Raw genomic sequence first — 12,668 nt, 5'->3', positions numbered from 1 at the left:
GAGGAGACAACATGAAAATCCGCCATCTGCTCATCCTGGCATTGGGCCTTGGCCTGCCCGGCCTGTCCCATGCCCAACTGATGAAGCACGGTCCCCACCATATCCTGGGCGCGCCGCCCCCGGCGCCGGCCGTTTTCGCCGCACCCCCGCCTGAGGCGCCTTGGGACCCGTCCCCGGCGCCTTTTCTGTCCACGGGCGATCCGATCGTCGTCGACCAGGATCGCGTCATTACCCGCAGGCTGCTCCTCCAGTCCACCACGCCCTTCGATGTCGCCCAGGGGCACACCCTGCGTGTCGAGGGCGCCGTGGAGAACGCCCCCGCGTCGGCCGGCGGCCTCTATAAGCTGGGCGCCGGCCATATGGTCCTGATCGGCCCCAACACCTATCGCGGCCATTCCGCGTTGCTGCAAGGCAGCCTGGCACTGCTGGACGACCACGCCCTGGGCGCGCCCCTCAATGCGCTGGACGTCAACGTGGGCACGCGCCTGGAATTCGCCGACGGCGTCACGATCGCCCAGGCCTTCACCCTCAGGCCCATCGATCTGGCCGCCGCGCTGCCGCCTCATTGGTGGACGCCCGTGCCGCCGCCGGCCGCGCCCATGGCCGTCCAATGGGTGGTCCAGCGCGGCGAGGCCACGCATCGCGGGGATCTGTTTGGCCACGCGCCCCTGATCAAGCAGGGCGGCGGCACCCTGCGCCTGGCCGGCTGGGGCGCCGCCTATACCGGCGACATGACGGTCCGCGAGGGCGGCTTGCGCATTGACGGCACCTTCGGCGGGCTGGTACGCGTCGAACCAGGCGGCGTCCTGTCGGGCACCGGCCTGGCCGCCCGCATCGAGGTGGGCGGCGTGCTGGCGCCCGGTGCGGCGCACGCGCCAGGCACCCTCATAGTCGTCCATGAGGCGCGTCTGCTGCCGGGCTCGTCGATGCGCATCCGCATTGATGCGGCGGGCGAGGCCGACCGCCTTTGGACACTGGGGCCGGCCGCGGTGGACGGCGACCTGCGCATCGACGCCCAGCCGGGCGCCTGGGACGAGGACAGCCGCTGGACCATCGTGCAGGCCGACGGCGGCCTGGAGGCCGGGCGGTTCGCCTCGGCCGCCGTCAACCTGCCGTATTTCTCGCCCGTCCTCGAATACGGGCCGAACGGCGTCGTGCTGGCGCTGCGGCGCAACCAGGCCGCCCTGGAAACCTGCGCCGAGGAACCCGCCGTGCAGGCGGCGGCGCGCGCCATCGAGCGCGGCGTCGCCCCCTTGGCGCAGCGCGTCGTCCGCCAGGACTGCGCGGGGGCCGCGGCCTTGCTGGCCGCCTTTGCACATTCCGGGGCCGCGTCCTGGCGCGGCGCCCTGCTGGAGGACAGCCGCTACGTGCGCGAGGCTGCGCTGGCACAGGCGGGCAGCGGCCGTGCCTGGGTGCGCCAGTGGATGGTCTCGGCCGAGCGCGACGCACGCAACGGCGGCGACCTGGTCCGCGGCGATGCGCGCGACGTGGCCGGCATGCTGGCCGGGTTGGACCGCGCCGTGTCCGCCGACTGGCACCTGGGCGTATTCGCCGGTGCCCAGCACGTGGACTACAGCAGCGTCCGGCATGCCCGCGCGCCCGGCGGCCTGGCGGTGCGCGACGCCAGCCTGCATCTGGGCCTGGGCCTTGCCTACCGGCCCGGGACGGGACACCAGATCAGCCTGGGCGCCGCCCAGGCCTGGCACCGCGGCGAGGGCCGCCGCTGGACGGTGGACGGCGACGATCCGCTGCGCGCCACCCAGCATGCGCGCAGCCTGCAGGCCTGGGCGGAATGGCGCTTTGACGCGGCACCCGCGGATCACTGGACCGTTGCGCCCCTGGTGCAGCTGGCCTGGGTGCGCCTGGACAGCCGGGACTATGCCGAATCGGGCGGCCCGGCCGCCCTGCGGGTGCAGGGCGCGGTCGACCAGCGGGTCTTTGCCCACGCCGCCCTGCGCGCCCATCGCGCCTGGCCGGTCCCGCATGGCCACGCCGTGCTGCGAGCCGCCCTGGGCTGGGATGCCCTGTTGGGATCCCCGGATCTCAGCAGCACCCAGTCCTTTCGTGATGATGCGGCCAGGCGGACGTTCGAGGCGGGCGGGCAGCCCCTCGCGCGCCACGCCCTGCGCCTGGATCTGGGCGTCGAGGCGCCCCTGGCGCCCGGCGTGCGTGCCGGCATCGGCTACACCGGCCAGTACCGCGGCGATGGCCGGCAGCACGGGGTGCTGTTGAGTCTGGCGGCGGCGCTGTAGAGCTAGCCCAGGCCTGGGGAACCTCTGAACAAGTCACCGCGCTTCAGGTCCATTCGCCGCCGAAAGACTCGAGATCCTCATCGAGTTCCTGCATGACGGCGTGTTCGTCCGTGCCCGGCCGACCCGCGGCCGCAGCCGCAGCGATGGACTGCCGTCGTGCCTCGCGCTCGAAAGACAAACGGCGAGCCTGCCTGATCCGGTCGCGAGCCAGTTCCCGCAGAAACTCGCCCAGCGATTTCCCTTCGCGCTCAGCCAGATCGCTGAGCGCAGCCTTGAGGGCGGGATCGAGCCGAAACGTAATCGGACAGCCTATCAGCGTGCCCGCTGAACCGCTATTCGTGGAACACGAGACTGCTAGTTCGTGCGGGCCGCCGGTGCATCTGTGTGCGTCTCGCTCAATATCAAAACATTTAGGTCGGATGCGTACGGAGGGTATAAGACATGTGCGATACAGCAACGGCGGCCTCTCGAGTTTTATTGGCTTGAGATGGGTAGCCCAGTGAACTATAGTGGCCCGTATGCTGGCCCATTAAGCTTTCAGTGGGATCGGACGAAAAGCGATGTGTGCCTACAGGATCGCGGATTCGATTTTGCCTATGCTGCCAAGGCTTTCTTCGACCCCTGCCGCATCATCCGGGCTGACGAACGACACAGCTACGGTGAGGACCGTTACCAATTGATGGGCAAGATCGGCCCGCGCCTATTCGTCGTGGTGTATACCCCAAGGTGTGGAGTCATACGCATCATCTCGGCGCGCAAGGCCAATCAGCGAGAGGTCGCATACTATGAAAACAGCGCATGTCATCATTGATCCCGCCGATCCGGCGTTTTCAAAGATCGGACGCGTCGACGAGGACCGTTTGGATGCAACCACGGAGGGGGACATCGCTCGCCAGAGTGCCCTCGACGATGCCGCTGCCATGCAGGATGCGGCGGTATACGCACGGCGCGTGCGCCGGCGGTTGGGCCTGAGCCAGGCGGAATTCTCGCAGCGGATCGATGTTTCCTTGCAGACTATTCGAAATTGGGAGCAAGGCAAACGCCGGCCGACAGGCGCGGCAAAGGCATTGTTGAAGGTACTGGATAGCATCCCCGAAGCTGCCTTAGAGGCACTGCAAAGTGGCCAGGACGGGTCCGTGCATAGTGGAGTCGATCGTCATTGAGCGGCTTAGGGTCGGCGGCGATCTGCATCGACGGGCCGCACAAGAGGCGCGACGTCGCGGCGTCGCCTTGAATGAACTGGTTATCCGGGCGCTTAGGCGAGAGCTGCATGTTTGAGTGACGCCATGCAGGCCCTAACGAAAGACCTCGTCCAGTGTTTGCGCATCGAGCACGTTCAGGGACCATGCTCGGATCTGTTCGGTATCTGAGCTATGCAGGCGTTCGATGACCCGGGTGGGTAGCGGGCCGAACTTGTGAGACAACAGACTTTCCAGCATGCTGGAGAGCCCTTCCTGGTGGCCCTCCTGAAGTCCCTGTTGCCGTCCCTCTTGAAGCCCTTGTTGAAGCCCCTCTTGCCGTCCTTCCCGAAACCCTTCATGGCGCGCGTAGTCCCTGATGTCTTCGGCGTCGATCAGGGCCTGTTCGCGGCGCTCGGCCATCAGGCGGAGTTCTTCGTCGGAATACAGATGTTCCAGTTTTTGAAGCGCGTCTTTGACGGGAGGATGGGTGATGGTGCTCATGGCGGCCTCGTCGAGGTTATGCAGCAGGCAGGTCATCCAGGCGCGCAGCGACTCGGGGTGGTGGGGGTGCCGCTGCGCCTTTCTTAACTCGATTATATGCAGTTGTAGGGCCAGACCCAACTGCACATCGCCGCGGCCCGTATCGCGCAGGGTGAAATGCCAGTTGGCTTGATCTGGATGTTCGGGAAACAGGTCATGCACCAGCAGGTTGATGCCGATGCAGGGCTTGAGCTGACGGTAGTCCTGGCCGCTGTTCAGTTGCCCGGCCAGACTGCGGGCGATGCCGTATACGCTGCGCTCGGGCCAATGAAGAAAACGCTGCAATTGCATCTCGATGGCCAGGCGCTGGCCATCGGTGTCCTCGGCCAGGATATCGAGCACGATTTCCTTGCCTATGAGGTCCGCGGGCAGGACATGTGGGTTCAGAACCCGTTGCACGATGAGCGGTGGCAACGGGTGACGCACGGCGTTGATCAGGTCGCTCAGCAGGTTCAGGTGTCTGCTGAACAGGGTTTTGAAGACGATGTCGTTACAGAGGGAAAGGCGCCGGGGCTGCGCCGACGGGATTATGTGGTTGCTGGCGGGCGCGGTTTGGTGACAAGTGTGCGAGGCGCTTGCCGTTGAGGGGTCGGAACCAGATTTCCCGGGCATGGTGGTGTTCCCATATGACAGTATCAGGCACATCTACTGTAGAGATGCATCCAGGTATCGGGAATGAGTGCAACGAATGAATGTCTGTGCGAGGAAATACGGTGGTCGCGGCGAGCGTATCCATGGCGACAGGCCGGCAGGCGGCGCCGCGCCGCAGCCATGTACTTGGCCGCCGCGCTCTTGGACACGCCCAGGGCCTAGGCAAGCCGCAACCCCTGATGTACTATCGCGTTCACGCATTGAACATGCGCGAGCGCTTGCTGACCGTGTCACAGCACGGCGGTAGCGTGTCCGCTGGAACCAGTCCACGCCATGTCCACCGATACCGCCCCACACGACGAAAACCACCTCAAGGTCCTGCGCCTGCTGGAATCCGACCCCAGCCTCAGCCAGCGTGAGCTGGCCGAGGCCCTGGGCGTGAGCCTGGGCAAGACCAACTACTGCGTCCGCGCCTTGCTCGACAAGGGCCTGATCAAGATGCAGAACTTTCGCAACAGCCAAAACAAGCTGGGCTATGCCTACCTGCTGACTCCGGCGGGGATCGCCGCCAAGGCGGACCTGACCGCCAGTTTCCTGAAGATCAAGTTGCGGGAGTACGAGGCATTGCGGCGCGAGATCGAGGAATTGCGGCGCGAGGCCTCGGCAGAGGACCCGGTTCAGTAACAAATCCCCTCAACCCTTTCCTTCAACTCACTCGTCCAACAATATGAAGAACTTCGCCCTGATCGGCGCGGGCGGCTATATCGCACCGCGCCATATGAAAGCCATCAAGGACACCGGCAATCGCCTGGTGGCCGCCCTGGACCCGAACGATTCCGTAGGCATCATCGACAGCCATTTCCCGGATGCGGAGTTCTTCACCGAGTTCGAACGCTTCGACCGGCATATCGACAAAATGCGCCGGTCGGAAAAGTCGGACAACATCGACTATGTGTCGATCTGTTCACCAAACTACCTGCATGACTCGCACATGCGGTTCGCCTTGCGCTCGGACGCCGATGCGATCTGTGAGAAACCCCTGGTGCTGAACCCCTGGAACATCGACGGCCTGCTGGACATCGAGCGCGACACGGGCCGCAAGGTCAACACCATCCTGCAATTGCGCGTGCATCCGGCCATCGTCGCCCTGCGCGACAAGGTGCGGGCGCAGGCCAAGGACACCAAGCACGAAGTCGACTTGACCTACATCACCTCGCGTGGCCACTGGTACCTGCAGTCCTGGAAGGGCAACCTGAAGAAATCCGGCGGCATCGCCACCAACATCGGCGTGCATTTCTTTGACATGCTGCACTATATCTTTGGCGGGCTGCAGGACAACATCGTGCACCACAGCGAGGACACCAAGGCCGCGGGCTACCTGGAATACGAGCATGCCCGGGTGCGCTGGTTCCTGTCGGTGGACTACCAGGACGTCCCCCAGGCGCAGCGCGACCAAGGCCAGCGCACGTACCGGTCGATCACCGTGGACGGCGAGGAAATCGAATTTTCCGGCGGCTTTACCGACCTGCACACGCGCAGCTACGAGGAAATCCTGGCGGGCCGCGGCTTTGGCCTGGAGGAAAACCGCGTGGCCATCGAAACCGTGTCCACGATCCGCAATGCGCCCATCGCACCGCTGACGGGCGACTACCATCCCTTCCTGAAAAAATGAGCCATTATCAGCACGAGACCGCCATCGTCGACGCGGGCGCCCAGATCGGCGAGGGCAGCCGCATCTGGCATTTCGTCCACGTCTGCGGCGGGGCACGCATCGGCGCCGGCGTGTCCCTGGGCCAGAACGTGTTCGTCGGCAACAAGGTCGTGATCGGCGACCATTGCAAGATCCAGAACAACGTGTCCGTCTACGACAACGTGACCCTGGAGGAGGGCGTGTTCTGCGGTCCCAGCATGGTGTTCACCAACGTCTACAATCCGCGCTCGCTGATCGAGCGCAAGGACGAATACCGCAACACCCTGGTGCAGAAAGGCGCGACGTTGGGCGCGAACTGCACCATCGTGTGCGGCGTGACTATTGGCGAGTACGCATTCATTGGCGCCGGGGCCGTCGTCAACAAGGACGTCAAGCCCTACGCGCTGATGGTGGGGGTGCCGGCGCGGCAGATCGGGTGGATGAGCGAGCATGGGGAGCAGCTGGATTTGCCGCTGACGGGTGATGGCGAAGCGGTTTGCGCAGCTACAGGCGTTGTATACAAGTTAAGTGACGGCGTTATCGCTCTTAATCAAAATAGCTGACATGGCCGATGAATAGCGCCTCATATCGTCCGGATGTCCAGGGCCTGCGCGCTATCGCTGTCTTAGCGGTAGTTCTCTTTCATTATGAAAATAATATACTACCCGGCGGCTATGTTGGTGTAGACATATTCTTGGTGATTTCCGGTTATCTAATCACTCAACAATTGTACACAAGGAAAGTTTCGAATCGCCACTCTTCAGCGTCCTATCTCCTTAAATTTTATGCTGGCCGCATAAAAAGGATAATTCCCGCGTACTTTGTAATGCTGGCCACGATTACGACCGTTGCCAAGATCTTATTCACAAGTGTAGATTATCGATACTTCGCCGACAGTCTCAAGGCAACAGCATTGTTCGTAAGCAATCAATACTTTTCGAGCGTCGGAGATTACTTTGCTCCAGAGCTCGCAGAGCAGCCGCTACTACATACTTGGTCTCTGTCGGTCGAAATGCAATTCTATCTGCTGTTGCCGGTCCTTGTTCTTTTAATGGCAAAGAGGCGTTTCGAAAAAATAATTCCCTTCATATGTCTAAGCCTGGTTTTAGTGGCAGAATGGCGCATGAGGGTCGACGGCTATGTTCAAGAGACATATTTCGCCCTATATTCCAGAGCGCCAGAGTTTCTAGCAGGTTCGTGGCTTGCCGTAAGTAAGAATGGAGATTTATGGCGTGTACGCAAGGCCAATGTTATGTTTCTAATAGGTATATTCCTAGTTTTGGTGTCCCTATTTAGTATTGATAACACGACATTGTTCCCGGGCCTTTCGTCCGTTATGCCGGTTGTTGGTGCAATTCTGATTATATCAGCAAAAAATTCGACGCTTAATTTCATCTTGAGTAATCGCCCAATGGTATGGGTCGGATTTTTGTCTTATTCGATCTATCTATGGCACTGGTCGGTTTTGGCAATCATTCGATATTATTCCGGTACTAGCCAGCTAGATCAAAAAACAACAATAATATTCATACTCTCCACGCTGATTTTCTCGTGCTTGTCTTTCTACCTTATAGAGGAGCCCGCCAGAAAGTCGCGCTGGTTATCGCTTCAACCTCTTCATGCGATAGTAGGCCTAGTGCTGCTGGCCTTCATTTCACTGATCGCATATCGGATCGTAATTATATCGAGAGAGCTTGATGCAACAGAGGCCCGGCCTATTGAATACACTCGATATGCAGATCCAGCCACCATCTGTCATGGCGAAGATAATGGGCATTGCATAAAGGGGGATGCTTCCAGTTCGTTGAATGTCGCGGTTATTGGAGACTCACACGCCGCTATGTTGAACCAGTTTTTTGATTATCTTGGAAAGTCAATAGGTTTCAAAGCCACCATCATGACAGCAAGCAGTTGTGTGCCATTCCCTGGCTTTAATGTAAGTAAGTTGCCAGAGTGGGCTCGTGAAGGATGCCATGATCAAATAGAACGCGTAAGCTCCATAATTTCCCAGAGCCATCTAATTTTCATAGGTGGTATGTGGAGCTATCAGCTTGAAGATCCCTCATTCAAAATAGATTTCGAAAGGTTCTTGGCCTCTATAAGCGGGGAGGCAGAAGTATTTTTACTATCTCAAGTACCGGAACTATCATTTAATCCCCTTCGTATCGAAAGATTCGCGGCCTTAGGTTTAGCTCGTCGCGACCCTAAAACTCATGAGTATAAATTAGCGAATGATGTCATAAGGCGGATTTCCAAATCGGTTGGGGCTAAATACGTAGAGCTGGATGAACTTTCCATGTTCGGTGACGCCCCTTATTTGGATAAAAAACTAATCTACATGGATAAAAATCATCTGAATGAAATAGGTGTTCGAGAATATGCAAAAGCATCAAAGACGGTCATTAGGAATTTAATAACCAATGGGGGCTAAACGATGCTCATTAGTTGAGCGTAGCAAGCGGCTTTCGAACTTGTTGGCAATGATACGGTCTGGGAAAGATAGCAAATTCATAAGAAACATAATCACGCTCGCCGGAGGGACTGCAGTTGCTCAAGTGATTCCATTGCTAGCGACGCCAATAATATCCAGAATATATAATCCATCAGAAATGGGAGTTTTAGGGGTATATTTGGCCGTCATTAGTATCGTGGGGATCATATCAACTTTGAGGTATGAGAACGCAATTCTAATACCCAAAGAAGATATGGATGCGCTGTCACTAACCTTTGGGGCAATGGCATTGGTAGTGGCTTGCACGCTGCTCACAACGGCTTTCATTGGTGTTTTGCCGGAAGATAGGTGGCGATTACTTAATACGGCGAACATAGCCTACGACTGGATCCTCGTACCCGTAGGCGTGCTTGGCATAGGCACGATACAGGTTTTAAGTATGTGGATCGTGCGAAGAAACCGATTCAAAGTCCTAGCAGGTTCTAGGATACTGCAAGCGGCATCCTCCGCGACCACACAGGTTTTATTTGGAATATTTGGTGGTGGATATATTGGGTTGATTATCGGTCAAGTAATAGGGCAACTCGCTGGTTGTTTAGTGCTGATGACTACCACGGCGAAGTGGATGTTAGAGAAAGGTGCGAGGATGTCTACCTCAAGAGCAAAAGAAAATATAGTCACCTATAAAAGATTTCCGGCTTATTCGTTGCCAGCTGATGTGGCAAATGTTGTCTCAAACTACATTCCTCATATATTGCTAGGTTTTTATTTCGGGCCGGTCGTGGTTGGCCTATACGCAATGGCACAAAGGCTTCTAGCAGCGCCATTGGCTCTTGTAGGAAATGCCACTCTAGATGTATTCAAGGAAAGAGCTGCAATCGAGTATCGTGACAATGGCAGCTGCCGTCAGCTATGTGTCAGGACAATGATGGCACTGTTTCTAATTGGAGCCTTGCCCTTCATGGGTGTGGCAATTTATGGTCCCGTGCTTTTCGAGTTTATTCTGGGGAAGCAGTGGGTAGAGGCTGGTGTTTACGCGCAATTACTGTCGCCGTTACTGATGGCCAGGTTTATTATTGGCCCGGTGTCCTACGTTCTATTGATTGCCCAACGGCAGGATGTGGATTTAGTTTGGCAAGTATCCCTTCTAGTAGTGAGTGCCATCGCGATCTGGTTCGGCGGAACTATAGGGGAAGAGACCTATGCAATACTGTTTTTTTCTCTTGTGTACACCATAATGTACATCGTGTATGGGGTAGTCACATACATATATGCTAAGAACCCTATAGGATCGGGGAAGACCGATGATTACCATCATTGATCTGGGAATCGGAAATGTCGGATCTCTCGAGAATATGTTGTTGAGGTCCAAGATACCCTCTGTTCGGACCAAAGACGCAGATGTAATATCTAGATCAACAAGTTTAATTTTGCCTGGCGTCGGATCATTTGATGCTGGTATGCATCGGCTGGAAAATCTTGGCATTTCGACTGCAATAAGAAACGCTCTTGTAGAATATAATGCCTCAATCCTTGGTATATGTCTCGGGATGCAGATGTTGTGCGAAGGAAGTGAGGAAGGTAAATATCCGGGGCTAGGTCTAATAGGGGCTTCTTCAAGACGTCTACCATTTAGTAGTAACACCGATGTTAGGATTCCGCACATGGGGTGGAATACCGTTCAAGTAGTGGACACGGAACATCAGCTATTTCGTGATCTTACATGCAAAAATAGATTTTATTTTGTACATTCTTATGGTGTAGTCTGCAATGATCCCGTGAATGTGCTCGGCGTCACCGATTATGGGGGAGATTTCTGCTCTTCAATATACTCAGGAAGAATATTTGGAGTTCAGTTTCATCCTGAGAAGAGCCACAAATTTGGTAAGCAACTATTGGAAAATTTCGCAAAGATCGAATGAGAAGACCACGCATAATACCCGTACTACTGCTAAACGAGGGGGGCCTTGTAAAAACAAGAAAATTTAAAGACCCGTCCTATGTGGGGGACCCTATAAACGCCGTAAGAATCTTGAATGAGAAGGAGGTGGACGAACTTGTGCTTCTGGACATCAGCGCCAGTAAATATGGTACGCCTCCCGATTTTGATCTCATCCAGTCAATAGCGGTTGAGTGTTTCATGCCTTTAGCTTACGGTGGCGGAATAACTAAAATAAGTGAAATCTATAGACTTTTTTCCATCGGGGTAGAGAAGATAATAATAAATAGTGCCGTAATGTACGAACAGGAACTGATAAAGGAAGCAGCGGAGATATTTGGCTCTCAAAGCATCGTGGCGTCCATGGATTGTAAAAGAAAATTGACGGGGGGATATCAGATTTTTAGTCACTCAGGCAGAAAGATATCGGAGGGGACACCTATAAAGATGGCTAAACTTTTGGAGCAAGCAGGTGCCGGTGAGTTGATTCTAACGAGCGTTGACAGGGATGGTGAGCGCGACGGTTTTGATACTCGCTTGTGTCAGGAGATCAGTCGTGCGTTACGAATACCCGTAATAGCTTGTGGTGGAGGCGGTGAATTACGACATTTTAGGGATGTCCTAAAAAATACAGAGTGCTCCGCAGCGGCGGGAGGAAGTTTTTTTGTTCATCATGGGAAACATAGAGCTGTGCTGATTACCTATCCCAAATCTATCGATATAGAAAATTTATTAAGTGAGTGAAGCGTGAGTTCAAAATATCAGATATGTACCCGATGTGTTATGGATACAACTGACCCCTGGATTAATTTCGACACGGAAGGGGTATGTAGTCATTGTAGAAATTTCGATAGTGTTATTAGACCGCTATGGAAAACAGGAGCTGAGGGACAGAGGTATCTAGACAATATATCTAATGAGATCAAACATTACGGCTCCACGAGAGATTATGATTGCATCATAGGTGTTAGTGGAGGGATCGATAGCTCATATTTGCTTCACTTCGCAAAAGAAAAACTTGGCCTGAACCCCCTGGCAATGCATGTGGATGCTGGATGGAATTCCGAGATAGCTGTACGAAATATTCAAAATGTTACTGAATCGTTAAACATCGATTTGATGACTTACGTGGTTAACTGGAATGAAATGAGAGATTTGCAGGTGGCTTATCTTCGCTCGTCACTAGCGAATCAAGACGTGCCACAAGATCATGCGTTTTTTGCAAAGCTTTATGAGGTGGCGATAGAAAAGAAGATCAAATATGTTCTGACGGGATCAAATTTTTCAACTGAATCGATTCTTCCTCGAGCATGGGGTTATAACGCGAAGGACTCGAGGCAGATAAAGGCGATACATAGACGGTTTGGGCGCACAAAGTTAAGATCCTTTCCTATTTCCGGACTTTTTAAATCTTATATTTATTACCCGTATATTAAGGGTATGCGAGTTATAACACCTCTTAATTATATAAACTACAATAAAGATGAGGCTATGGCGTACTTGACCGAGAATCTGGGGTGGGAATATTATGGCGGGAAACATTTTGAGTCTAGATGGACAAAATACTTCCAAGCCTATTTTTTACCGATGAAATTTGGCTATGATAAGCGTCGAGCGCATCTTTCCAGCCTTATTGTATCTGATCAGATGAGTCGAGATGATGCGTTAGAGGAGCTTCACCGTCCACCGTTTAATGAAGATGATATAAAAGAAGATGAAAAATATATTGCGAAAAAACTTGGCTTATCTTTAACCGAGTTGCAAGACATGATAAAACTTCCGAACAAAGAGTTCATCGACTATCCGAATAGCAAGAATTTTGAACAATTTTTAAGGCTTGGAAAGCGTGCTATGGGTAGGATTGGGATATTAAAGTAAATGAAGTGGGAATCTACATAGTCGACCCTGAATAATGCGCGAAGCCAATGGTGGCGCGGGTTTCAGGGTAATTTTGGTGGTTTGGATTTGCAGGATTTGAGATAATGTGGGCACGTTTTCCTGCAAATTTCTACGGTGTTTTTAT

14 protein-coding genes and 1 pseudogene are annotated in these 12,668 nt (G+C 55.0%); 12 read left to right on the top strand and 3 right to left on the bottom strand.

Annotation, left to right across the window (positions count from 1 at the left end):
• Window positions 1-11: 11 nt before the first annotated feature.
• On the top strand, window positions 12-2,252 hold the full coding sequence (locus tag OOZ48_RS16325; RefSeq protein WP_269499883.1) for an autotransporter domain-containing protein: 2,241 nt from the start codon (window positions 12-14) through the stop codon (window positions 2,250-2,252).
• 43 nt (window positions 2,253-2,295) lie between these two features.
• Here the strand turns inward: OOZ48_RS16325 and OOZ48_RS16320 are convergent, their stop codons facing one another.
• Window positions 2,296-2,430, bottom strand: a complete 135-nt coding sequence (locus OOZ48_RS16320; protein WP_269499998.1) for a hypothetical protein — start codon at window positions 2,428-2,430, stop codon at window positions 2,296-2,298.
• A 24-nt stretch (window positions 2,431-2,454) separates the two neighbouring features.
• Window positions 2,455-2,709, bottom strand: a pseudogene (locus OOZ48_RS16315) (ribbon-helix-helix protein, CopG family); the annotation flags it as partial.
• Window positions 2,710-2,739: 30 nt separating this feature from the next.
• Here OOZ48_RS16315 and OOZ48_RS16310 point away from each other — a divergent pair.
• From OOZ48_RS16310 to OOZ48_RS18595, 3 genes are read left to right on the top strand one after another with little or no spacing between them, the layout of a single operon-like run.
• Complete coding sequence (locus OOZ48_RS16310) at window positions 2,740-3,063, top strand: BrnT family toxin (RefSeq protein WP_269499882.1); 324 nt, start codon at window positions 2,740-2,742, stop codon at window positions 3,061-3,063.
• Window positions 3,038-3,415 (top strand): helix-turn-helix domain-containing protein, encoded by a 378-nt coding sequence (locus tag OOZ48_RS16305; RefSeq protein WP_269499881.1) that lies wholly within the window; start codon window positions 3,038-3,040, stop codon window positions 3,413-3,415. The genes OOZ48_RS16310 and OOZ48_RS16305 overlap by 26 nt, the downstream gene beginning before the upstream one ends.
• Complete coding sequence (locus OOZ48_RS18595) at window positions 3,372-3,530, top strand: toxin-antitoxin system HicB family antitoxin (RefSeq protein WP_442867604.1); 159 nt, start codon at window positions 3,372-3,374, stop codon at window positions 3,528-3,530. The genes OOZ48_RS16305 and OOZ48_RS18595 overlap by 44 nt, the downstream gene beginning before the upstream one ends.
• 17 nt (window positions 3,531-3,547) lie before the next feature.
• Here the strand turns inward: OOZ48_RS18595 and OOZ48_RS16300 are convergent, their stop codons facing one another.
• Window positions 3,548-4,585 carry an Rpn family recombination-promoting nuclease/putative transposase gene (locus OOZ48_RS16300; RefSeq protein WP_269499880.1) on the bottom strand — a complete coding sequence of 346 codons (1,038 nt, stop codon included), beginning with the start codon at window positions 4,583-4,585 and terminating at the stop codon, window positions 3,548-3,550.
• Window positions 4,586-4,897: 312 nt separating this feature from the next.
• Between OOZ48_RS16300 and OOZ48_RS16295 the strand changes: the two genes are divergently transcribed.
• From OOZ48_RS16295 to OOZ48_RS16260, 8 genes are read left to right on the top strand one after another with little or no spacing between them, the layout of a single operon-like run.
• Window positions 4,898-5,248, top strand: a complete 351-nt coding sequence (locus OOZ48_RS16295; protein WP_269499879.1) for a MarR family EPS-associated transcriptional regulator — start codon at window positions 4,898-4,900, stop codon at window positions 5,246-5,248.
• 43 nt (window positions 5,249-5,291) lie between these two features.
• Entirely contained in the window at window positions 5,292-6,236 is a 945-nt protein-coding gene (locus tag OOZ48_RS16290) for a Gfo/Idh/MocA family oxidoreductase (protein WP_269499878.1), read from the top strand.
• On the top strand, window positions 6,233-6,817 hold the full coding sequence (gene wbpD, locus OOZ48_RS16285; protein WP_269499877.1) for a UDP-2-acetamido-3-amino-2,3-dideoxy-D-glucuronate N-acetyltransferase: 585 nt from the start codon (window positions 6,233-6,235) through the stop codon (window positions 6,815-6,817). The genes OOZ48_RS16290 and wbpD overlap by 4 nt, the downstream gene beginning before the upstream one ends.
• Before the next feature lie 8 nt (window positions 6,818-6,825).
• Window positions 6,826-8,685, top strand: a complete 1,860-nt coding sequence (locus OOZ48_RS16280) for an acyltransferase family protein (RefSeq protein ID WP_269499876.1) — start codon at window positions 6,826-6,828, stop codon at window positions 8,683-8,685.
• A 49-nt stretch (window positions 8,686-8,734) separates the two neighbouring features.
• A complete protein-coding gene (locus tag OOZ48_RS16275; protein ID WP_269499992.1) occupies window positions 8,735-10,027 on the top strand; it encodes a lipopolysaccharide biosynthesis protein in 1,293 nt (430 codons plus the stop codon).
• Entirely contained in the window at window positions 10,011-10,628 is a 618-nt protein-coding gene (gene hisH, locus OOZ48_RS16270) for an imidazole glycerol phosphate synthase subunit HisH (protein WP_269499875.1), read from the top strand. Before OOZ48_RS16275 ends, hisH begins: the two co-directional genes overlap by 17 nt.
• Window positions 10,625-11,389, top strand: coding sequence for an AglZ/HisF2 family acetamidino modification protein (locus tag OOZ48_RS16265; protein WP_269499874.1), 765 nt, complete (start codon window positions 10,625-10,627; stop codon window positions 11,387-11,389). Before hisH ends, OOZ48_RS16265 begins: the two co-directional genes overlap by 4 nt.
• A 3-nt stretch (window positions 11,390-11,392) precedes the next feature.
• Window positions 11,393-12,523 (top strand): N-acetyl sugar amidotransferase, encoded by a 1,131-nt coding sequence (locus OOZ48_RS16260; RefSeq protein ID WP_269499873.1) that lies wholly within the window; start codon window positions 11,393-11,395, stop codon window positions 12,521-12,523.
• Window positions 12,524-12,668: the final 145 nt, after the last annotated feature.

The organism is Castellaniella sp. S9, from assembly GCF_027257175.1.
GTDB lineage: Bacteria > Pseudomonadota > Gammaproteobacteria > Burkholderiales > Burkholderiaceae_B > Castellaniella.
The sequence above is the reverse complement of the archived record's forward strand: the minus strand, read 5'-3'. Positions and strand labels throughout refer to the sequence as shown.

What these genes read in the sequence shown, in the direction of transcription:
- OOZ48_RS16325 (WP_269499883.1), top strand. Translation starts at nt 12, where the DNA reads ATGAAAATCCGCCATCTGCTCATCCTGGCATTGGGCCTTGGCCTGCCC.
- OOZ48_RS16310 (WP_269499882.1), top strand. Translation starts at nt 2,740, where the DNA reads ATGGGTAGCCCAGTGAACTATAGTGGCCCGTATGCTGGCCCATTAAGC.
- OOZ48_RS16305 (WP_269499881.1), top strand. Translation starts at nt 3,038, where the DNA reads ATGAAAACAGCGCATGTCATCATTGATCCCGCCGATCCGGCGTTTTCA.
- OOZ48_RS16300 (WP_269499880.1), bottom strand. Translation starts at nt 4,585, where the DNA reads ATGCCCGGGAAATCTGGTTCCGACCCCTCAACGGCAAGCGCCTCGCAC.
- OOZ48_RS16295 (WP_269499879.1), top strand. Translation starts at nt 4,898, where the DNA reads ATGTCCACCGATACCGCCCCACACGACGAAAACCACCTCAAGGTCCTG.
- OOZ48_RS16290 (WP_269499878.1), top strand. Translation starts at nt 5,292, where the DNA reads ATGAAGAACTTCGCCCTGATCGGCGCGGGCGGCTATATCGCACCGCGC.
- wbpD (WP_269499877.1), top strand. Translation starts at nt 6,233, where the DNA reads ATGAGCCATTATCAGCACGAGACCGCCATCGTCGACGCGGGCGCCCAG.
- OOZ48_RS16280 (WP_269499876.1), top strand. Translation starts at nt 6,826, where the DNA reads ATGAATAGCGCCTCATATCGTCCGGATGTCCAGGGCCTGCGCGCTATC.
- OOZ48_RS16275 (WP_269499992.1), top strand. Translation starts at nt 8,735, where the DNA reads ATGATACGGTCTGGGAAAGATAGCAAATTCATAAGAAACATAATCACG.
- hisH (WP_269499875.1), top strand. Translation starts at nt 10,011, where the DNA reads ATGATTACCATCATTGATCTGGGAATCGGAAATGTCGGATCTCTCGAG.
- OOZ48_RS16265 (WP_269499874.1), top strand. Translation starts at nt 10,625, where the DNA reads ATGAGAAGACCACGCATAATACCCGTACTACTGCTAAACGAGGGGGGC.